At 71.3% G+C, this 19,503-nt stretch carries 17 protein-coding genes; 14 read left to right on the top strand and 3 right to left on the bottom strand.

Going from position 1 to position 19,503, the window contains the following annotated elements; all coding sequences use genetic code 11:
- Nucleotides 1–19: 19 nt before the first annotated feature.
- The 7 genes from ACIQOE_RS01625 to ACIQOE_RS01595 all read left to right on the top strand — a co-directional run bounded on the left by ACIQOE_RS01625 (nucleotide 20) and on the right by ACIQOE_RS01595 (nucleotide 6,213).
- On the top strand, nucleotides 20–814 hold the full coding sequence (locus ACIQOE_RS01625; RefSeq protein WP_351325379.1) for an FtsQ-type POTRA domain-containing protein: 795 nt from the start codon (nucleotides 20–22) through the stop codon (nucleotides 812–814).
- A 277-nt stretch (nucleotides 815–1,091) separates the two neighbouring features.
- On the top strand, nucleotides 1,092–2,294 hold the full coding sequence (gene ftsZ, locus ACIQOE_RS01620) for a cell division protein FtsZ (RefSeq protein WP_351325161.1): 1,203 nt from the start codon (nucleotides 1,092–1,094) through the stop codon (nucleotides 2,292–2,294).
- A gap of 10 nt (nucleotides 2,295–2,304) precedes the next feature.
- Entirely contained in the window at nucleotides 2,305–3,033 is a 729-nt protein-coding gene (gene pgeF, locus ACIQOE_RS01615; RefSeq protein WP_362169530.1) for a peptidoglycan editing factor PgeF, read from the top strand.
- A gap of 6 nt (nucleotides 3,034–3,039) precedes the next feature.
- A complete protein-coding gene (locus ACIQOE_RS01610) occupies nucleotides 3,040–3,759 on the top strand; it encodes a YggS family pyridoxal phosphate-dependent enzyme (protein WP_365555268.1) in 720 nt (239 codons plus the stop codon).
- A 126-nt stretch (nucleotides 3,760–3,885) separates the two neighbouring features.
- A complete protein-coding gene (locus tag ACIQOE_RS01605; protein ID WP_351325155.1) occupies nucleotides 3,886–4,527 on the top strand; it encodes a cell division protein SepF in 642 nt (213 codons plus the stop codon).
- Between the two features lie 50 nt (nucleotides 4,528–4,577).
- Nucleotides 4,578–4,862 (top strand): YggT family protein, encoded by a 285-nt coding sequence (locus ACIQOE_RS01600; RefSeq protein WP_046729537.1) that lies wholly within the window; start codon nucleotides 4,578–4,580, stop codon nucleotides 4,860–4,862.
- 55 nt (nucleotides 4,863–4,917) lie between these two features.
- Entirely contained in the window at nucleotides 4,918–6,213 is a 1,296-nt protein-coding gene (locus ACIQOE_RS01595; RefSeq protein ID WP_351325153.1) for a DivIVA domain-containing protein, read from the top strand.
- Nucleotides 6,214–6,597: 384 nt separating this feature from the next.
- Here ACIQOE_RS01595 and ileS read toward each other — a convergent pair whose 3' ends face one another.
- On the bottom strand, nucleotides 6,598–9,735 hold the full coding sequence (ileS, locus tag ACIQOE_RS01590; RefSeq protein WP_401408930.1) for an isoleucine--tRNA ligase: 3,138 nt from the start codon (nucleotides 9,733–9,735) through the stop codon (nucleotides 6,598–6,600).
- Nucleotides 9,736–10,337: 602 nt separating this feature from the next.
- Between ileS and ACIQOE_RS01585 the strand changes: the two genes are divergently transcribed.
- From ACIQOE_RS01585 to ACIQOE_RS01560, 6 genes are all read left to right on the top strand, one after another.
- On the top strand, nucleotides 10,338–11,279 hold the full coding sequence (locus tag ACIQOE_RS01585; RefSeq protein WP_399008419.1) for a TraR/DksA family transcriptional regulator: 942 nt from the start codon (nucleotides 10,338–10,340) through the stop codon (nucleotides 11,277–11,279).
- A gap of 67 nt (nucleotides 11,280–11,346) precedes the next feature.
- Complete coding sequence (gene lspA, locus ACIQOE_RS01580; RefSeq protein WP_365555273.1) at nucleotides 11,347–11,961, top strand: signal peptidase II; 615 nt, start codon at nucleotides 11,347–11,349, stop codon at nucleotides 11,959–11,961.
- A 70-nt stretch (nucleotides 11,962–12,031) separates the two neighbouring features.
- A complete protein-coding gene (locus tag ACIQOE_RS01575) occupies nucleotides 12,032–12,976 on the top strand; it encodes an RluA family pseudouridine synthase (RefSeq protein WP_362639317.1) in 945 nt (314 codons plus the stop codon).
- On the top strand, nucleotides 12,973–13,443 hold the full coding sequence (locus ACIQOE_RS01570; RefSeq protein WP_351325145.1) for a GNAT family N-acetyltransferase: 471 nt from the start codon (nucleotides 12,973–12,975) through the stop codon (nucleotides 13,441–13,443). Before ACIQOE_RS01575 ends, ACIQOE_RS01570 begins: the two co-directional genes overlap by 4 nt.
- 74 nt (nucleotides 13,444–13,517) lie before the next feature.
- Entirely contained in the window at nucleotides 13,518–15,104 is a 1,587-nt protein-coding gene (locus tag ACIQOE_RS01565; protein ID WP_351325144.1) for a Na+/H+ antiporter, read from the top strand.
- A gap of 89 nt (nucleotides 15,105–15,193) precedes the next feature.
- Nucleotides 15,194–15,934, top strand: coding sequence for an SDR family oxidoreductase (locus tag ACIQOE_RS01560; protein WP_362639313.1), 741 nt, complete (start codon nucleotides 15,194–15,196; stop codon nucleotides 15,932–15,934).
- Between the two features lie 15 nt (nucleotides 15,935–15,949).
- On the opposite strand, the gene ACIQOE_RS01555 is transcribed toward ACIQOE_RS01560, so the two are convergent.
- Nucleotides 15,950–17,062, bottom strand: coding sequence for a mechanosensitive ion channel domain-containing protein (locus tag ACIQOE_RS01555; protein WP_365555596.1), 1,113 nt, complete (start codon nucleotides 17,060–17,062; stop codon nucleotides 15,950–15,952).
- Between the two features lie 101 nt (nucleotides 17,063–17,163).
- Here ACIQOE_RS01555 and ACIQOE_RS01550 point away from each other — a divergent pair, with 101 nt between their 5' ends.
- Entirely contained in the window at nucleotides 17,164–17,733 is a 570-nt protein-coding gene (locus ACIQOE_RS01550) for a dienelactone hydrolase family protein (RefSeq protein ID WP_365555282.1), read from the top strand.
- Between the two features lie 7 nt (nucleotides 17,734–17,740).
- On the opposite strand, the gene ACIQOE_RS01545 is transcribed toward ACIQOE_RS01550, so the two are convergent.
- A complete protein-coding gene (locus ACIQOE_RS01545) occupies nucleotides 17,741–19,411 on the bottom strand; it encodes an alkaline phosphatase D family protein (RefSeq protein WP_365555284.1) in 1,671 nt (556 codons plus the stop codon).
- Nucleotides 19,412–19,503 lie beyond the last annotated feature (92 nt).

Below are 19,503 nucleotides of genomic sequence, written 5' to 3'. Positions count from 1 at the left end.
CGAAAGGCAAGTGAGCAGCGTGGCCGGACCGACCACCGCCGAGCGCGGTCAACGCCAGCAGGAGTCGTCCGGCCCGCCGCCCGCCCGGCGGTGGAAGAACCGCCGCTTTCGTACGATCGTCATTCTGGCTCTGGCAGTTGTGCTCCTGGGGTCCGGCTCCGTCTGGCTGCTGTACGGCTCCCCGTGGCTGCGCGTACGGCACGTGTCCGTCTCCGGTACGGCCGTTCTCACGCCCGAGGAGGTGCTGGAGGCGGCCGACGTCCCGGTCGGGGCGCCGCTGGTCTCCGTCGACACCGACGGCATCGAGGCCCGGCTGCGCCGGAAACTGCCCCGCATCGACGAGATCGACGTGGTCCGTTCCTGGCCCCGCGGAATCGGGCTGAAAGTGACCGAGCGAACGCCCGTCCTGCTCATCGAAAAGGACGGAAAGTTCACCGAAGTCGACAAGAAGGGCGTCCGGTTCGCGACGGTCTCGCGGGCGCCCCACGGTGCTCCGTCACTGGAACTGAGCCTGGCCAGGTCGGGTTCGGCCACCGCGAGCCTGCGCCGCTTCGGCACCGACCGGCTGGTGCGGGAGGCGGTGGCCGTCGCGGGGGACATTCCGGCCGCCGTCCGCCGGGACACCCGGACCCTCAAGGTCCGTTCCTACGACGACATCACGCTGGAACTGAGCGGCGGGCGGACGGTCGAGTGGGGCAGTGCGGAGAACGGCGCCGCCAAGGCCCGTACGCTCACCGCTCTCATGAAAGCCGCCTCCGGCGCGCGGTACTTCGACGTGAGTGTTCCCACCGCCCCTGCGTCAGCGGCGAGTTGACGCACATAAGCGCAGGCCAGCACCCTGGTTGGGCACCGCTACGGCTGATCACATAGGGTGAAAAGAAAAACGGGAGGTTCGGCGTGTTCGTTGAACGGGCGCCACTTGTCGACTTAGTGTCCTGTTCAGAAGACTCCAGGGAACAGACACACTGGTAACCCTAAACTTCAACGTTAGGGTTCGGGTCGGCGCTACGGACCGTCCCAATCGGCATCCGCCGTCCCGCGCGGGCATCGCACGGCGACGGCAACGTAATTCGAGGCGAGAGGCCTTCGACGTGGCAGCACCGCAGAACTACCTCGCAGTCATCAAGGTCATCGGTGTCGGCGGCGGTGGTGTCAATGCCATCAACCGGATGATCGAGGTCGGTCTCAAGGGCGTCGAGTTCATCGCCATCAACACCGACGCACAGGCGCTGTTGATGAGCGACGCCGACGTCAAGCTCGACGTCGGCCGTGAACTCACCCGTGGACTCGGCGCCGGCGCCAACCCGGCCGTCGGCCGCAAGGCCGCCGAGGACCACCGTGAGGAGATCGAGGAGGTCCTCAAGGGGGCCGACATGGTCTTCGTGACGGCCGGCGAAGGCGGCGGCACCGGCACCGGCGGCGCCCCCGTCGTGGCCAACATCGCCCGCTCGCTGGGCGCCCTCACCATCGGCGTGGTCACCCGCCCCTTCACCTTCGAGGGCCGGCGCCGCGCCAACCAGGCCGAGGACGGCATCGCGGAACTCCGCGAAGAGGTCGACACCCTCATCGTCATCCCGAACGACCGGCTGCTCTCCATCTCCGACCGCCAGGTCTCGGTCCTCGACGCCTTCAAGTCGGCCGACCAGGTCCTGCTCTCCGGTGTCCAGGGCATCACCGACCTGATCACCACGCCCGGTCTGATCAACCTCGACTTCGCCGACGTCAAGTCCGTCATGTCCGAGGCCGGTTCGGCCCTCATGGGCATCGGCTCGGCCCGCGGCGACGACCGCGCGGTGGCCGCCGCGGAGATGGCGATCTCCTCGCCGCTCCTGGAGGCCTCCATCGACGGCGCCCGCGGCGTGCTGCTCTCCATCTCCGGCGGCTCCGACCTCGGCCTGTTCGAGATCAACGAGGCCGCCCAGCTGGTCAGCGAGGCCGCCCACCCCGAGGCCAACATCATCTTCGGTGCGGTCATCGACGACGCCCTCGGCGACGAGGTCCGGGTCACGGTCATTGCGGCCGGCTTCGACGGGGGCCAGCCCCCGGCCCGCCGGGACAACGTGCTGGGCTCGTCCTCGGCCTCGTCCTCGGCCCGCCGCGAGGAGCCCGCTCCGGCCCGGCAGCCCGAGTCCCGCCCGTCCTTCGGCTCGCTCGGCAGCGTGACCCCGAAGGAGGAGCCGGAGCCGGCGCCCGAGCCGGTGGCCGACATCCCGGTCGCCCCGCCCGTCCCGCCGTCGCGCTCCTACACGGACAGCGCGGCCGAGGAACTGGACGTACCGGACTTCCTCAAGTGATCCTTCTGACGTGACAGCACAGCGCGAAACCGTGAGCGGCGCGCACTTCGCCTTCACCGACAGGTGGGGCGGGGTGAGCGCCGTTCCGTACGAGCAGCTCAACCTGGGCGGGGCGGTCGGCGACGACCCCGGCGTGGTACGCACCAACCGGGAGATCGCCGCCAAGTCGCTCGGCCTGGACCCCGGCCGCGTGGTCTGGATGAACCAGGTGCACGGCAACGAGGTGGCCGAGGTCGAAGGACCGTGGCCCCCCGGACCCTCACCCGAGGTCGACGCACTGGTGACCACGGCCGGGGGTCTCGCCCTCGCCGTGCTGACCGCCGACTGCGTGCCGGTGCTGCTGGCCGATCCGGCGGCCGGTGTGGTCGCCGCCGCCCACGCGGGGCGGCCCGGCATGGTGAAGGGGATCGTGCCGGCCGCGATCGAGGCCATGGTCTCGCTCGGCGCCGACCCGGCCCGGATCGTCGCCCGTACCGGCCCGGCCGTCTGCGGGCGGTGCTACGAGGTGCCGGAGGCGATGCGCGCCGACGTGGCCGCCGTCGAACCGGCGGCGCACGCCGAGACCAGCTGGGGCACTCCGGCGGTCGACGTGGCCGCCGGTGTGCACGCGCAGCTCGCGCGCGCCGGGGTGCTCGACCGGGCACAGTCGCCGGTGTGCACGCTGGAGTCAGATGATCATTTTTCGTACCGCCGTGACCGCACCACCGGGCGGCTCGCGGGCTATGTGTGGCTGGACTGATGGGGCATGACGGACCGTAGGACCGAACTCGCCGAGAACCTGGCGACAGTGGAGGAGCGCATCGCGGCCGCGTGTGCGGCGGCCGGGCGCGACCGGGCCGAGGTGACCCTGATCGTGGTCACCAAGACGTATCCGGCGAGCGACGTGCGGATCCTGTCGGAACTGGGCGTGCGCGACGTCGCCGAGAACCGGGACCAGGACGCCGCCCCCAAGGCCGCCGCATCCGCCGACCTCCCCCTCACCTGGCACTTCGTCGGTCAGCTGCAGACCAACAAGGTGCGCTCCGTCACGGGTTACGCGGACTTCGTGCAGTCCGTCGACCGCCCCCGGCTGGTGGAGGCGCTGTCCAGGGAGGCGGTGCGGACCGGGCGCGAGGTGGGATGCCTCGTCCAGGTCGCGCTCGACGCCGCCGCGAGCGGGCGGGGCGAGCGGGGCGGCGTGGCACCGGGCGGCATCGCGGAGTTGGCCGGTCTGATCGCGGCCGCACCCGGGCTGCGGCTCGGCGGACTGATGACCGTCGCTCCGCTCGCCGGGGAGTACGCGGGGCGCCAAAGGGCGGCGTTCGAGCGGTTGATGGATTTGTCGACCGACCTGCGCCGAGCCCATCCGGCTGCGAACATGGTCTCCGCAGGGATGAGTGCGGACCTGGAGGAAGCCGTGGCCGCCGGTGCGACACATGTGCGCGTCGGCACCGCGGTACTCGGCGTCCGCCCCAGGCTCGGGTAACGTCGCCAAGAAGTCGGACCACAGCAGAAAATATGGTCAATGTGGCCCAGAACGGGCACAACGGCCTCGTGGATCGCGGGACTTGGCAGTCGTCACCGATCCACCACAGAGCGGAGGACTCAGAGCATGGCCGGCGCGATGCGCAAGATGGCGGTCTACCTCGGCCTCGTGGAGGACGATGGGTACGACGGCCGCGGATTCGACCCTGACGACGACTTCGAGCCCGAACTGGACCCGGAGCCCGAACGGGACCACCGACGGCACGAGCCGTCACACCAGCCCCACACGCCACACCAGTCCCAAAGGGACGATTCGGTACGAGTGGTGCAACCGTCGGCACCTCGCGAACCGGTGTCGCATTCCGCCTCGCTGTCCGCGGAATCGGGCCGCCCGGCGCGTATCGCCCCCGTGGCGTCCATCACACAAGAACGCGCGAGCCTGGAGAAGAACGCACCGGTGATCATGCCCAAGGTCGTGTCGGAACGAGAGCCTTACCGGATCACCACGCTCCACCCCCGGACCTACAACGAGGCCCGTACCATCGGGGAACACTTCCGTGAGGGCACCCCGGTGATCATGAATCTGACTGAGATGGATGACACAGACGCGAAGCGACTTGTCGACTTTGCGGCCGGTTTGGTGTTTGGTCTTCACGGCAGCATCGAGCGGGTGACGCAGAAGGTGTTCCTGTTGTCGCCTGCTAACGTCGATGTCACGGCGGAGGACAAGGCCCGCATCGCAGAGGGCGGGTTCTTCAACCAGAGCTGAGACACGGCACCGGTACGAAGCACGGAACAGGGGAGAGGGAAGCACGGATCATGAGCGTGTTCCTTGATGTGATCTACATCGCGCTGATGTGCTTCCTCATCGTGCTCATCTTCCGGTTGGTCATGGACTACGTGTTCCAGTTCGCCCGCTCATGGCAACCCGGCAAGGCGATGGTGGTCGTACTTGAGGCCACCTACACTGTCACCGATCCACCGCTCAAGCTTCTGCGGCGGTTCATTCCGCCGCTGCGTCTCGGGGGCGTGGCGCTCGACCTGTCCTTCTTCGTACTGATGATCATCGTCTACATCCTGATCGCGATCGTTGGTCGGCTGTGATGAGCGATGTGACCTACCGTCTTGCCGATGCCGACGACTACGTTGAGGTGAAGAGATGCCGTTGACCCCCGAGGACGTGCGGAACAAGCAGTTCACGACCGTCCGCCTCCGAGAAGGCTATGACGAGGACGAGGTCGATGCCTTCCTCGATGAGGTCGAAGCCGAACTGACGCGCCTCCTGCGCGAGAACGAGGACCTGCGCGCCAAGCTGGCCGCCGCCACGCGCGCGGCCGCGCAGAACCAGCAGAACATGCGCAAGCCTCCGGAGCCGCAGGACCAGCAGGGCGGCATGCCCCAGGGCGGTATGCCGCAGCAGGGTGGCATGCCCCAGGGCGGTATGCCCCAGCAGGGCATGCGAGGACCCGGCGCTCCGGTACCCGCCGGCATATCGGGCCCGCCGCAGCAGCAGATGGGTGGCCCCATGGGCGGTCCCCCGCAGCTGCCGAGCGGTGCCCCGCAGCTGCCGGCCGGCCCCAGCGGGCAGGGCGGTCCGCAGGGTCCCGGCCCGATGGGTCAGGGTCCGATGGGCCAGGGCCCCATGGGCCAGGGCGGTCCGATGGGTCAGGGTCCGATGGGCCAGGGCCCCATGGGCCAGGGCGGCCCGATGGGTCAGGGCGGTCCGATGGGCCAGGGTCCGATGGGCCAGGGCATGGGCCAGGGCCCGATGGGCGGCCAGCCCCCGATGCAGCAGCAGATGGGTGGCCCGATGGGCGGCCCCATGGGCGGTCCGATGGGCGGCCCCGGTCAGGGCCCCGGTGGCGACAGCGCCGCCCGAGTCCTCTCGCTGGCCCAGCAGACCGCCGACCAGGCGATCGCCGAGGCCCGCTCCGAGGCCAACAAGATCGTCGGCGAGGCCCGCAGCCGCGCCGAGGGTCTGGAGCGTGACGCCCGTGCCAAGGCGGACGCCCTGGAGCGGGACGCGCAGGAGAAGCACCGCGTCGCGATGGGCTCCCTGGAGTCCGCCCGCGCCACGCTGGAGCGCAAGGTCGAGGACCTGCGCGGCTTCGAGCGCGAGTACCGCACGCGTCTGAAGTCGTACCTGGAGTCGCAGCTGCGTCAGCTGGAGACCCAGGCCGACGACTCCCTGGCGCCGCCGCGTACGCCCGCCACGGCCTCCCTGCCGCCGTCCCCGGCGCCCTCCATGGCCCCGGCCGGCGCGAGCGCCCCGTCCTACGGCGGCAACCAGCCCATGGGCGGTCCGTCCCCGGCTCCGCCGTCCTACGGCGGCCAGCAGCAGATGACGCCGGCGATGACCCAGCCGATGGCACCGGTACGTCCGCAGGGCCCCTCCCCGATGGGCCAGGCGCCGTCCCCGATGCGCGGCTTCCTCATCGACGAGGACGACAACTGACGGCGGGCGCGTAGCGCGCCACCCGTCGGCAGGCATGACAGAGCGGGCCCCGGATCCCCATCCGGGGCCCGCCCTGTTTATGCGCGTTGCACACCCCTGCAGGGGCGCGAGGAACCGCGCACGGCACCGCCCCGACCCCACCGATGAAGCAGGGTCTAGCCCTGCAGGGGCGCGAGGAACCGCGCACGGCACCGCCCCGACCGCACCGATGAAGCAGAGGCCCGCTTCACAGGGGCGCGGGGAACCGCGCACGGTACCGGCCCGGCCCGAGCCCGAAAAGAGGCCCCCACGGAACGTGGACCGCCCCGCACGCACGGAAAAGGGCCCGGCCCCCCGCCACGGGGAACCGGACCCTTCTCAGACAACCGGCGCCGGCGCCGACGCCTACGCCTTGCGCAGCCGGAACGTCAGCGACAACCCCTCGTCCACGAACGCCGCCCCGTACCCGTCCGACCCCTCACCCTGCGCGAAGTCCGTCGCCAACACCTCATCGGCGATCAGCTCCGCATGCTCCGCGAGCGCCGCGATCACCGCCGGATCGGTCGACACCCACCGCAGCGCGATCCGGTCGGCCACGTCCAGCCCGCTGTTCTTGCGCGCCTCCTGGATCAGCCGGATCGCGTCCCGGGCGAGCCCCGCCCGGCGCAGCTCCTCGGTGATCTCCAGGTCGAGCGCGACGGTCGCACCGGAGTCCGACGCCACCGACCAGCCCTCACGGGGCGTCTCCGTGATGATCACCTCGTCGGGCGCCAGCGTCACCGTCTCGCCGCCGACCTCCACCGACGCCGTGCCCTCGCGCAGCGCCAGCGACAGCGCGGCCGCGTCCGCCGCGGCGACTGCCTTCGCCACGTCCTGCACCCGCTTGCCGAACCGCTTGCCCAGCGCCCGGAAGTTGGCCTTGGCCGTGGTGTCGACCAGGGAGCCGCCCACCTCGGACAGCGACGCCAGCGACGAGACGTTCAGCTCGTCGGTGATCTGCGCGTGCAGCTCCGGGTCGAGCGCGTCGAAGCCCACGGCGGCGACCAGAGCCCTGGACAGCGGCTGGCGGGTCTTGACACCCGACTCCGCGCGCGTGGCCCGTCCCAGCTCCACGAGGCGCCGTACCAGGACCATCTGGCGGGACAGCTCCGGGTCGATCGCGGACAGGTCCGCCTCCGGCCAGGAGGTCAGGTGCACCGACTCGGGGGCGCCCGGGGTGACCGGCACCACCAGGTCCTGCCAGACCCGCTCGGTGATGAACGGGGTCAGCGGCGCCATCAGCCGGGTGACGGTCTCCACGACCTCGTGCAGCGTGCGCAGCGCGGCCTTGTCGCCCTGCCAGAAGCGGCGGCGCGAGCGGCGCACGTACCAGTTGGACAGGTCGTCGACGAACGCGGACAGCAGCTTGCCGGCGCGCTGGGTGTCGTAGGCCTCCAGGGCCTGGGTGACCTGGTCGGTGAGCGCGTGCAGCTCGGAGAGCAGCCAGCGGTCAAGGAGCGGGCGGTCGGCCGGAGCCGGGTCCGCCGCGCTCGGCGCCCAGTTCGACGTACGGGCGTACAGGGCCTGGAAGGCGACCGTGTTCCAGTAGGTGAGCAGGGTCTTGCGCACGACCTCCTGGATGGTGCCGTGGCCGACCCGGCGGGCCGCCCACGGGGAGCCGCCGGCCGCCATGAACCAGCGCACCGCGTCCGCGCCGTGCTGGTCCATGAGCGGGATCGGCTGCAGGATGTTGCCCAGGTGCTTGGACATCTTGCGGCCGTCCTCGGCGAGGATGTGGCCGAGGCAGACCACGTTCTCGTACGACGACTTGTCGAAGACCAGCGTGCCGACCGCCATGAGGGTGTAGAACCACCCGCGGGTCTGGTCGATCGCCTCGGAGATGAACTGGGCCGGGTAGCGGCTCTCGAACAGCTCCTTGTTCTTGTACGGGTAGCCCCACTGCGCGAACGGCATCGAGCCCGAGTCGTACCAGGCGTCGATGACCTCCGGCACGCGCGTGGCCTGCTGCGCGCACTGCGGGCACGCGAAGGTGACGTCGTCGATGAACGGGCGGTGCGGGTCCAGGGCCGACTGGTCGGTGCCGGTCAGCTCGGTCAGCTCCGCGCGGGAGCCGACCACCGTGAGGTGGTCGTCCGCGCAGCGCCAGATCGGCAGCGGGGTGCCCCAGTAGCGGTTGCGGGACAGCGCCCAGTCGATGTTGTTGTTCAGCCAGTCCCCGTAGCGGCCGTGCTTGACGGTCTCCGGGAACCAGTTCGTCTTCTCGTTCTCCTGGAGGAGCCGGTCCTTGATCTCCGTGGTGCGGATGTACCAGGACGGCTGCGCGTAGTAGAGCAGCGCGGTGTGGCAGCGCCAGCAGTGTGGGTAGCTGTGCTCGTACGGCAGGTGCTTGAAGAGGAGGCCGCGCTGCGCCAGGTCCTCGGTGAGACGTTCGTCGGCCTTCTTGAAGAAGACGCCGCCGACCAGCGGGACGTCCTCCTCGAAGGTGCCGTCGGGGCGGACCGGGTTCACCACCGGCAGGCCGTAGGCGCGGCAGACCTTGAGGTCCTCCTCACCGAAGGCGGGGGACTGGTGGACCAGACCCGTACCGTCCTCGGTCGTGACGTACTCCGCGTTGACGACGTAGTGCGCCGGTTCCGGGAACTCCACGAGCTCGAACGGACGTTGATAGGTCCAGCGCTCCATCTCGGCGCCGGTGAAGGTCTCGCCCGTGGTCTCCCAGCCCTCACCGAGCGCCTTGGCGACCAGCTGCTCGGCGACGACGAGCCGCTCCCGGCCGTCGGTGGCCACCACGTAGGTGACCTCCGGGTGCGCGGCGACCGCCGTGTTGGACACCAGGGTCCACGGGGTGGTCGTCCACACCAGGAGCGAGGCCTGGCCGGCGAGCGGACCGGAGGTGAGCGGGAAACGGACGTACACGGAGGGGTCGACGACCGTCTCGTAGCCCTGCGCCAGCTCGTGGTCGGACAGGCCGGTGCCGCAGCGCGGGCACCAGGGGGCGACGCGGTGGTCCTGGACCAGCAGCCCCTTGTCGTAGATTTCCTTGAGCGACCACCAGACCGACTCGATGTACTCGGGGTCCATGGTCACGTAGGCGTCGTCGAGGTCGACCCAGTAGCCCATGCGGGTCGTCAGCTCGGCGAAGGCGTCGGTGTGCCGCAGCACCGACTCGCGGCACTTGGCATTGAACTCGGCGACGCCGTACGCCTCGATGTCGGGCTTGCCGCTGAAGCCCAGCTCCTTCTCGACCGCCAGCTCCACGGGCAGGCCGTGGCAGTCCCAGCCGGCCTTGCGGGCCACGTGGTAGCCGCGCATGGTGCGGAAGCGGGGGAAGACGTCCTTGAAGACGCGCGCCTCGATGTGGTGGGCGCCGGGCATGCCGTTGGCGGTGGGCGGGCCCTCGTAGAACACCCACTCGGGGCGGCCCTCGGACTGCTCCAGGGTCTTGGCGAAGATCTTCTGCTCGCGCCAGAAGTCGAGCACGGCGTGCTCGAGGGCGGGCAGGTCGACCTGTGCGGGCACCTGGCGGTACGTCGGCGCTGTCATCTGCGAGCTTCCTCCAACGGACTTGCTGCCTTCCGTCGGAGGGACGAGAGCTGTGTCTTCCGGACGCCGTGTGCGGCGCGCTCCCGCGGTACCACCCTCCTTGGCCCTCCGGTCGCCGTACGCGCCGGTGAGCCCCCTCATTGGGGTCGCGAAACCGGTTCTACTCGCCCCGGCCCCACGGCTGCGGCTTTCTTCCGGCGGCTCCGGGGTGATCTTCACGTCGCGCCGGCCCCCGGGCTCCCACCGTCCCCGGGTCGCTCTGGGCTGCGTACGCCGCTACTCGTCCCCATCCACGCTTCTCGCTCCGCCCAGTGTACGGCGCCGCACGGACAGCGGCCGACCCGTTTTCCCGGCGCCGCCGGCGCCGTGCCGTCCGGCCGCCGGGATGACCCGAATGGCGAGGTACGCGTGTTCGCATCCTGGGATGTCCGGCTCGGCGGATTACCGCGCGGGGAGCTGGGCACAACGGATGCATACCGGCTGCGTGGGGGGTGCGGGGCAGGCGGATCGGGCGGCGTGCCCCGTTGCCGCGGGACTCAGGTCGATTTATCGTCCCAGCACGATTTGCGTGCGAAATCACAATATGTGAAGGGGCCGCGGCCATGGTGGCGAAGAAGACCGCCGTACAGCAGTCGGCGTCCGGCCGGTCCAGGGCCGCGGCCGCCTCCGGCGGTGACGCCAAGGAGAGCGGCGGAAAGCGGGGCACGCACGCGGGAGAGACCACCATGGTGGACAGAACTGCAGGTGAGAAGGTTTCCGCCGGGAAATCGGCCGCACCGGTGACACCGGTGCGCAAGGCCGACGGCAAGAAGGCGGCCGACGGCGGGAAGCCGGCCGACGGCAAGAAGCTGGACGGGAAGAGAGCGGACGGGAAGAGAGCCACCGCGACGAAGGCGGCGGCGAAGAAGACGGCCGCGGCTGCCGAGGGCCCCGCGGGGAAGTCGGAGAAGAGCGCGTCCGGGGACGCGGCGACGAAGACCGCGGCGGCCAAGGGCACGGCCAGGAAGAGCACGGCCAAGAAGGCGGGCGCGGCGCGGGCCGCGAAGCAGACGGGAGCCACGACGGTGGTTGCGAAGAAGACCCCTGGTACGGCCGCCGCGGCGGCGGAGACCGCCGTCCCCAAGGCGCGGGTGGCCGCGGTGGCTCCCGGCGAACTCGCGGTGCGCCCCGGCGAGGACCCGTGGACGCCCGAGGAGGTCGAGGAGGCGCGCACCGAGCTGATGACCGAGGCCCTGCGGCTGCGCGCCGAGCTGGACGCCTCCGACAGCGCCCTGGCCGGTCTGATGCGGGACTCCGGGGACGGCGCCGGCGACGACGAGGCCGACACCGGCAGCAAGAACATCACCCGCGAGCACGAGCTGGCGCTCGCCGCCAACGCGCGCGAGATGCTGGAGCAGACCGAGCGGGCCCTGGAGAAGCTCGACGCGGGCACCTACGGCCTCTGCGAGAACTGCGGGAACCCCATCGGCAAGGCCAGGATGCAGGCCTTCCCGCGGGCGACCCTGTGCGTCGAGTGCAAGCAGAAGCAGGAACGCCGCTCCTGAGCATCGGGGCCGCGTGGACCGTGCCGTACTCTCGTCCCGAGGCAGGCACCTAGGTTGAGGGACTCACGTGGCAGAGGCGGAGCGCATCATCGGTACGCCGGACACTCCGGACGACGGCGGTGAGGAGACGACGGAGGCGGCACCCGGCGTGTCCGGCGCGGACCAGCGGCGGACCGGCGAGGAACGGCGGCCCGGGCGCGGGCGCCGGATCGCGGTGCTCTTCGCGGTGGCCGCCTTCGCGTACGCCCTCGACCTGATCAGCAAGATGATCGTGGTCGCGAAGCTGGAGCACCACGCGCCGATCGAGGTCATCGGTGACTGGCTGGAGTTCCACGCGATCCGCAACCCGGGCGCGGCCTTCGGGTTCGGCGGCGCCTTCACGATCATCTTCACGGTGATCGCGGCGGCCGTGATCGTCGTGATCTTCCGGCTGGCCCGCAAGCTCTACAGCTTCCCCTGGGCGGTCGCCCTCGGTCTGCTCCTCGGCGGCGCGCTCGGCAACCTCACCGACCGGATCTTCCGCGCGCCCGGCGTCTTCGAGGGCCAGGTCGTCGACTTCATCGCGCCCAAGGGGTTCGCGGTGTTCAACCTCGCCGACTCGGCGATCGTCTGCGGCGGCATCCTCATCGTCCTGCTCTCCTTCCGCGGCCTGGACCCCGACGGCACCGTCCACAAGGACTGACCGGGGCCGCGGGGCGGGCCCGGCGGGCGCGCGTACGGCGGTGCCGGCGCGGTCCGGCATACTCGACGGGGTGAGCACGATTCCCGAGATCCGAACCCTGCCCGTGCCCGACGGCCTGGAGGGCGAGCGCGTCGACGCCGCCATCTCCCGCATGTTCGGCTTCTCCCGCACCAAGGCGGCCGAGCTGGCCGCGGCGGGCAAGGTCCAGGTCGACGGCGCGGTGGTCGGCAAGTCCGAGCGGGTGAGCGGCGGGTCCTGGCTGGAGGTCGAGATGCCGGGGGCGCCCGCGCCCGTACAGATCGTCGCCGAGCCCGTCGAGGGCATGGAGATCGTGTACGACGACGATGACGTGGTCGTCATCGTCAAGCCGGTCGGCGTGGCCGCCCACCCGAGCCCCGGCTGGACCGGCCCGACCGTCATCGGCGGTCTGGCGGCCGCCGGCTACCGCATCTCCACCTCCGGCGCCGCCGAACGCCAGGGCATCGTGCACCGGCTCGACGTCGGCACCTCCGGCCTGATGGTGGTGGCCAAGTCGGAGCGCGCGTACACCTCGCTCAAGCGCCAGTTCAAGGAACGCACGGTCGACAAGCGCTACCACACGCTCGTGCAGGGCCACCCGGACCCGACCAGCGGCACTATCGACGCCCCCATCGGCCGCCACCCCCAGCACGACTACAAGTGGGCCGTCACGGCCGACGGCAAGCCCTCCGTGACCCACTACGACCTCATCGAGGCGTTCCGCGCGGCCTCCCTGCTGGACGTGAAGCTGGAGACCGGGCGCACCCACCAGATCCGGGTCCACATGGCCGCCCACCGCCACCCCTGCGTCGGCGACCTCACCTACGGCGCCGACCCGACCCTCGCCAAGCGCCTCCACCTGACCCGGCAGTGGCTGCACGCGGTCCGCCTCGGGTTCGAGCACCCCGGCACCGGCGACTGGGTCGAGTTCGAGAGCGAGTACCCCGAGGACCTGAGCACGGCGCTGGACCAGGTCCGTGAGGAGACGTACGGATGAGCACGCGCGCGTACGACGTGCGGGTCGCCGAGGACCCCGCCGACCTGGAGGCGTGCTTCGCCGTGCGCAAGCAGGTCTTCGTCGTCGAACAGGGCGTCCCCGAGGACATCGAGTACGACGCGTACGACCCGGTCGCCCTGCACGTGCTGGCCATCCGCGAGGACGGCGTGCCGCTCGGCACCGGCCGCCTGCTGTACGGCGAGAAGGCCGCGGAGAAGACCGGCGGCGACCCGTCCCTCGGCTCGCTCGGCCGGCTCGCGGTCTCCGAGGAGGCCCGCGGCCTCGGCATCGGCGTGGCCCTGGTCCGGGCCATCGAGGACGCGGCACGCGCGCGTGGCCTGAGCACGGTGGACCTGCACGCGCAGACGCACGCGCTGGGCTTCTACGAGCGCCTGGGCTACGAGCCCTACGGGCCGGAGTACGAGGAGGCGGGCATCCCGCACCGGGGGATGCGGCGCGCCCTGTAGCGCGGGCCCGGCCGGTGGACGGCATGGCAGGCTTGAGGCCCGCCGTGTGATCATCGACTCCCGGAGTGCTGGCCGTGGATCAGTTGGCCCTGTTGTTCGTCCTGCTGCTCGGGGCCCTGGTGAGCGTCCCGCTGGGCGACCGGCTGGGGCTGCCGGCTCCGGTGCTGGTGACCCTGTTCGGGATCGTCCTGGCGATCACCGACTTCGTGCCGGACGTGAACATCCCGCCCGAGCTGATCCTGCCCGCCCTGCTGCCGCCGCTGCTCTACGCCGCCGTGCGGCGGACCTCCTGGCGGCAGTTCGCGGCCAACGTCCGGCCGATCTTCCTGCTGGCCGTGGCCCTGGTGTTCGTCACCACGCTGTGCGTGGCGGTCGTCGCCAACGCGATCGTGCCCGGACTGCCGATCGCCGCCGCCGTGGCACTGGGCGCGCTGGTCGCGCCGCCCGACCCGGTCGCCGCGACCGCCGTGGCCGGGCAGCTCGGCCTGCCGCGCCGGCTGGTCTCCATCCTGGAGGGCGAGGGCCTCTTCAACGACGTCACGGCCATCGTGCTGTACCACGTGGCGATCGCGGCCGTGGTCAGCGGCACCTTCTCGCCCTGGCGGGCCGGACTGGACTTCCTGCTCTCCGCCGTGGTCGCGGTCGCGATCGGGCTGGTGCTCGGCTGGGGCGCGAACAAGCTGATGGACGTCCTCGGCGACGCGACCCTGCAGATCGGCCTGACCCTGCTGGTGCCGTACGCCTCCTACGTCCTCGCCGAGGAACTGCACGGCTCCGGGGTGCTCGCGGTGCTGACCACCGCGCTGTTCATCTCCGAGTACGCCACCGACGCCGACGACGTGATGACCCGGCTCGCCGGCTACACCTTCTGGGACATCGTCGACACGCTCGTCACCGGGGTCGCGTTCGGGCTGATCGGCCTGGAGCTGCACAACGCGATCCGTACGGCCTCCGGCCGCTGGGGCGAACTGCTCGGCTGGGCGGCCGCGGTCGTGGGCGTCGTGGTCGTGGTCCGACTGGCGTGGCTGCTGCCCGCCACCTGGCTGACCAAGCGGCTGCACGCCCGCCGGGACTACGACGAGGAGATCCCGACCAGCTGGCGGGAGACCGTCGTCATGTGGTGGTCCGGGATGCGCGGGGTGGCGTCGGTGGCGCTGGCCCTGGCCGTTCCGCTGCGGACCGACGACGGGTCCCCGTTCCCGGACCGGGACGAGATCGTCTTCATCGCGTTCGGCGTGATCATGGCGACGCTGGTGCTCCAGGGACTGACCCTGCCGTGGCTCGTGAAGCGGCTGGGGGTACGGGCCGACACCGAGCAGGAGAAGGAGTTCGAGAAGGAGCTGGCGGTCCGGGCGGCGAAGGCGGCACGGCGGCGGCTCAAGGAGATCGAGCAGGTCGAGGACCTGCCGGAGGACCTGACGGAGCAGATGCTGCGGCGGGCCTTCGAGATCGGGTTCCGGATCAGCCCCGAGGTGGCGGAGGACGAGCGGCGCGAGGGCCACGACAAGCGGGCGAAGCGGCTGAAGCGGCTGCGGCGGATCCAGCAGGAGATGCTCAGCGCGGCGCGCCACGAGGTGCTGGCGGCGCGCAGCGAGCCCGGGGCCGATCCGGAGATCGTGGACCGGGTGCTGCGCCACCTGGACGTACGGAGCCTGCGCTGACCGTCCGCACGCCCGGCGCGGTCGTACGAGATGACGGCCGTTGTGGATATCCGAAGGCGCGGGCGGCGGGGCGCTCGTAGTCTCGGATCATGGCTCGGAACATTGTGATCAGTGGTGGAGGAACAGGGATCGGGCTCGCCGCGGCACGGGTGTTCGCCGCGGACGGGGACCGCGTGCTGCTGCTCGGGCGGCGCAGAGAGGTGCTGGAGCGGGCCGTGGTGCCGGGAGCGGTCCGGATCGCCGCCGACCTGACCGAGCCCGGCGACGTCCGGCGCGTGGCACGCCGGGTCGCCGAGGAGATCGGCACCGTGGACGTGCTCGTCCACAGCGCCGGGGGCAACGCGGCGTTCGCGCCGGACGCGGAGGCCGGGGACCCGCTGGACGCCGTCGCCCGTACCTGGACGGGCAACTTCCGGCAGAACACGCTCAGCGCCGTCCTGCTCACGGAGGCGCTCAAAGACCGGCTCGCCGACCCCGGCGGACGGGTGCTGTTCCTCAGCTCCATCGCCGCCCACCGGGGCTCGGGGACCGGCTCCTACGCCGCCGCCAAGGCGGCCCTGCATCCCTACGCGCACGACCTGGCCCGGCAGCTCGGCCCGCGCGGCGTCACCGTGAACGTGGTCGCGCCGGGGTACGTCGAGGACACCGAGTTCTTCGGCGGCCCGGTCGAGGAGGAGCGCCGGGCGCGGCTCGTGGCCGAGACGGCGACCGGGCGGGCCGGCACACCGGGTGACGTCGCCGCCACCCTGCACTGGCTGGCCTCGCCGGCCGCCGGACACATCACCTCTCAGATCATCCAGGTCAACGGCGGCGCCGAACGCGGCCACTGACCGGGGCGGGCGCGGTCAGGCGCCGCGGCCGGTGCGCGGCGGCTCGTGCAGCCGCCGGGCGGCCACGCCGTCCTGGGACGGGATGATCCCGCCCGGCGGCAGGGCCGCGTCGGCCGTGTTCACCCGGGGCAGCGCGTAGGCGTGCTCGGCGGTCAGCCAGGTGATCATCTGCTCGCGCACGGCGACCCGGACCTTCCAGACGTCGTCCGAGTCCTTGGCGGTCACCAGCGCCCGCACCTGGATGGTGTTCGGCGTCGAGTCGGTGACGACCAGGCTGTAGTCCCGCCCGTCCCAGGCGGGGCACTCGCGCAGGATGTCCCGGAGCCGCTCGCGCATCGACTCGATCGGCGCGCAGTGGTCGAGGTGCCAGTAGACGACCCCGGTCATCTGCGGGGTGCCCCGCGACCAGTTCTCGAAGGGCTTGGAGGTGAAGTACGACACCGGCATGGTGATCCGGCGCTCGTCCCAGGTCCGTACCGTCAGAAAGGTCAGGGTGATCTCCTCGACCGTGCCCCATTCGCCGTCCACCACCACCGTGTCGCCCAGGCGCACCATGTCGCCGAAGGCGATCTGCAGCCCCGCGAACAGGTTCGACAGCGTGGACTGGGCGGCCACACCGGCGACGATGCCGAGGATTCCGGCGGAGGCCAGCAGGGAGGCGCCGGCCGCGCGCATCGCGGGGAAGGTCAGCAGCATCGCCGCCGAGGCCATCACGCCGACGACCGCGGTGACCACGCGCATGATCAGCGACACCTGGGTGCGCACCCGGCGGACCCGGGCGGCGTCGGTGTGGCCGCGGGCGTAGCGGTGGTACGAGGTGTCGACGATCGCCGCAGCTATCCGCACGATCAGCCAGGCCGCCGATCCGATCAGCACCAGGGTCAGCAGCCGGCCGACGGCGACCCGGTGGCCCAGGAGCAGCTCCGCCTTGTCGTAGGAGCCTCTGAGCAGGGCCGCGCACAGGACCAGCTGGTAGGGGATGCGGGCGCGGCGCAGCAGGCCCCACAGCGGTGTCTCGGTGTGGCGCTCGTCGGCCTTGCGCAGCAGCAGGTCGGTCGCCCAGCCGATCAGCAGGGTGAGGACGACGGCGCCGCCGACCACGATCAGCGGGCGGAGTACGTTCTCCATGTCCATGGGTCGGAACGTAACCCGTTCCGGGCGGTCCTGAACATGCGGACCCGTGTAGAGGACGTCACAGGTGCCGCGGACGCGGCTGGCACCATGGGCACATGAACATCATGCTCTTTCACTCGACCTACGGCCTCAGGCCCGCGGTGCGCGAGGCCGCGGACCGGCTGCGTGCCGCCGGGCACGAGGTGTGGACGCCCGACCTCTTCGAGGGGCGCACGTTCGACACGGTCGAGGAGGGCATGGAGTTCAACGAGTCGATCGGCAAGGACGAGCTGCTGAAGCGGGCCGTGCTGGCCGCGGCCCCCTACTCGGAGCGCGGGCTGGTGTACGCGGGGTTCTCGCTGGGCGCCTCGGTCGCGCAGACGCTGGCGCTGGGCGACGAGCGGGCGCGCGGGCTGCTGCTCCTGCACGGCACCTCGGACATCGCGCCGAACGCCGCGGTGGACGAGCTGCCCGTCCAGCTGCACGTGGCCGAGCCGGACGCCTTCGAGACGGACGACTGGCTGAGCGCCTGGTACCTGCAGATGGGCCGGGCCGGCGCCGACGTGGAGGTCTACCGGTACCCGGGGGCGGGACACCTCTACACCGACCCCGGGCTGCCCGACTACGACGAGGAGGCCGCCGAGGCCACCTGGCGGGTGGCGCTCGGCTTCCTCGACACGCTGTAGGCGGCGGCTACACCGGGTCGTAGGTGCGCTCGACCTTCTGGGTGCCGCTGCGGGTGCGGTAGGAACGCGCCCAGGACGAGGTCGCGTCGGCCTTCGTCTTGTCGGAGAGGACGTAGTAGTCCATCTGCGCCCGCGCGGCGGTGATGTCCAGGATGCCGTAGCCGTGCCGGTCGGTGTCGACCCAGTGCACATGGCGGTTGGCCAGCTGGATGACCGGTGCGGCGACGGTGGAGACGACACCCGGGGAGACCTTGAGGATGTCGTCCAGGTTGTCGGAGGTCACCGAGGTGACCACGAACTCGGTGGCCGCGGAGGCGGAGAGCGGGTAGGTGCCGGCGTCCACCGGTACGTCGTTGGCCCACGCCATGTGGATGTCGCCGGTCAGGAACACCGTGTTGCCGATCGCGTTGGACCGCAGGTGGGCCAGCAGTTCGCGGCGGTCGTCGGTGTAGCCGTCCCACTGGTCGGTGTTCAGGGCGAGGCCGTCCTGCGGCAGGCCGAGCAGCTTGGCGAGCGGCTTGAACAGGTCGGCGGAGAGCGAGCCGATGGCGAACGGCGAGATCATCACCGAGTTGCCGACCAGCCGCCAGGTGGTGTCGGAGGCCTTCAGGCCGGCCTTCAGCCAGTCGAGCTGGGCGCGGCCGGTGATGGTGCGGTCCGGGTCGTCGACCGAACCGCTGCCGGTGGAGACCTGCTGGGAGCGGAACGAGCGCAGGTCGAGCAGGGAGAGGTCGGCGAGCTTGCCGAAGCGCAGCCGGCGGTAGGTGGTGCCGGCGATGGCCGGGCGGACCGGCATCCACTCGAAGTAGGCCTGCTTGGCGGCGGCCTGACGGGCCGTCCAGGTCCCCTCGGCGCCCTCGGTGTGGTTCTCGGCGCCGCCGGACCAGGAGTCGTTGGCGAACTCGTGGTCGTCCCAGATCGCGATGACCGGCGCCTTGGCGTGCAGGGCCTGCAGGTCGGTGTCGGTCTTGTACTTGCCGTGGCGTATGCGGTAGTCGGCGAGGGTGATGATCTCGTGGGTCGGCGCGTGCGGGCGCACCACGGTGTCGCGGGTGCCGTACTCGCCGGTGCCGTACTCGTAGATGTAGTCGCCGAGGTGCAGCCACGCGTCCAGGTCGCCGCGGGCCGCCAGGTGACGGTAGGAGGCGAAGTAGCCGGCCTCCCAGTTGGCGCAGGAGACGACTCCGAAGCGCAGGCCGGAGACGGCGGCGTCGGCGGCCGGTGCGGTGCGGGTGCGCGCGACGGCGGTGTCGGTGCCGCCGGCCGAGAACCGGAACCAGTAGTCGGTGGCGGGTGCGAGGCCGCGGATGTCGGCCTTGACGGTGTGGTCGGAGGCGGCGGTCGCGGTGACGGAGCCGCGGGAGACCACGTGGGTGAGCGCCTTGTCGGTGGCGACGACCCAGCTGACCTCGGTGTCGGCGCCCGCACCGGAGCCCGGGGTGGCGTCGGCGCTCGGGGTCACCCGGGTCCACAGCAGGACGCCGTCGGGCAGCGGGTCGCCGGAGGCGATGCCGTGCAGGAAGGCGGGGGCGTCGGAGGCGGCCCGGGCCGGCAGCGCGGCGGCGAGCGGGGCGGCCAGGACAGCCGTCGCCGCCGCGGCCTTGACGACCGTACGGCGGCGGGGGGAGAGGGTGCCGGCACCCTCGGAAGCCTGAGTTGATCTGTATCGACTGGTCACGGGCGATCAGGTTACTGACCAGTATGAACAAGAGCAGGCGAACCGGGGAAAGTTCGCCTGCTCTTCACCTGGAACCGGCGCCGTGCCTGTGC

Source organism: Streptomyces sp. NPDC091282 (assembly GCF_044757385.1).
In the GTDB taxonomy this organism is placed as follows: Bacteria; Actinomycetota; Actinomycetes; order Streptomycetales; family Streptomycetaceae; genus Streptomyces; species Streptomyces gramineus.
This window is presented reverse-complemented; position numbering and strand designations above follow the sequence as displayed.

Excerpts from the sequence above, each read along its gene's own strand:
- ACIQOE_RS01605 (WP_351325155.1), top strand. The coding sequence starts at position 3,886 with ATGGCCGGCGCGATGCGCAAGATGGCGGTCTACCTCGGCCTCGTGGAG.
- ACIQOE_RS01560 (WP_362639313.1), top strand. The coding sequence starts at position 15,194 with ATGGCTCGGAACATTGTGATCAGTGGTGGAGGAACAGGGATCGGGCTC.
- ACIQOE_RS01555 (WP_365555596.1), bottom strand. The coding sequence starts at position 17,062 with ATGGAGAACGTACTCCGCCCGCTGATCGTGGTCGGCGGCGCCGTCGTC.
- ACIQOE_RS01570 (WP_351325145.1), top strand. The coding sequence starts at position 12,973 with ATGAGCACGCGCGCGTACGACGTGCGGGTCGCCGAGGACCCCGCCGAC.
- ACIQOE_RS01610 (WP_365555268.1), top strand. The coding sequence starts at position 3,040 with ATGACGGACCGTAGGACCGAACTCGCCGAGAACCTGGCGACAGTGGAG.
- ACIQOE_RS01585 (WP_399008419.1), top strand. The coding sequence starts at position 10,338 with ATGGTGGCGAAGAAGACCGCCGTACAGCAGTCGGCGTCCGGCCGGTCC.
- ACIQOE_RS01595 (WP_351325153.1), top strand. The coding sequence starts at position 4,918 with ATGCCGTTGACCCCCGAGGACGTGCGGAACAAGCAGTTCACGACCGTC.
- ACIQOE_RS01600 (WP_046729537.1), top strand. The coding sequence starts at position 4,578 with ATGAGCGTGTTCCTTGATGTGATCTACATCGCGCTGATGTGCTTCCTC.
- ileS (WP_401408930.1), bottom strand. The coding sequence starts at position 9,735 with ATGACAGCGCCGACGTACCGCCAGGTGCCCGCACAGGTCGACCTGCCC.
- ACIQOE_RS01550 (WP_365555282.1), top strand. The coding sequence starts at position 17,164 with ATGAACATCATGCTCTTTCACTCGACCTACGGCCTCAGGCCCGCGGTG.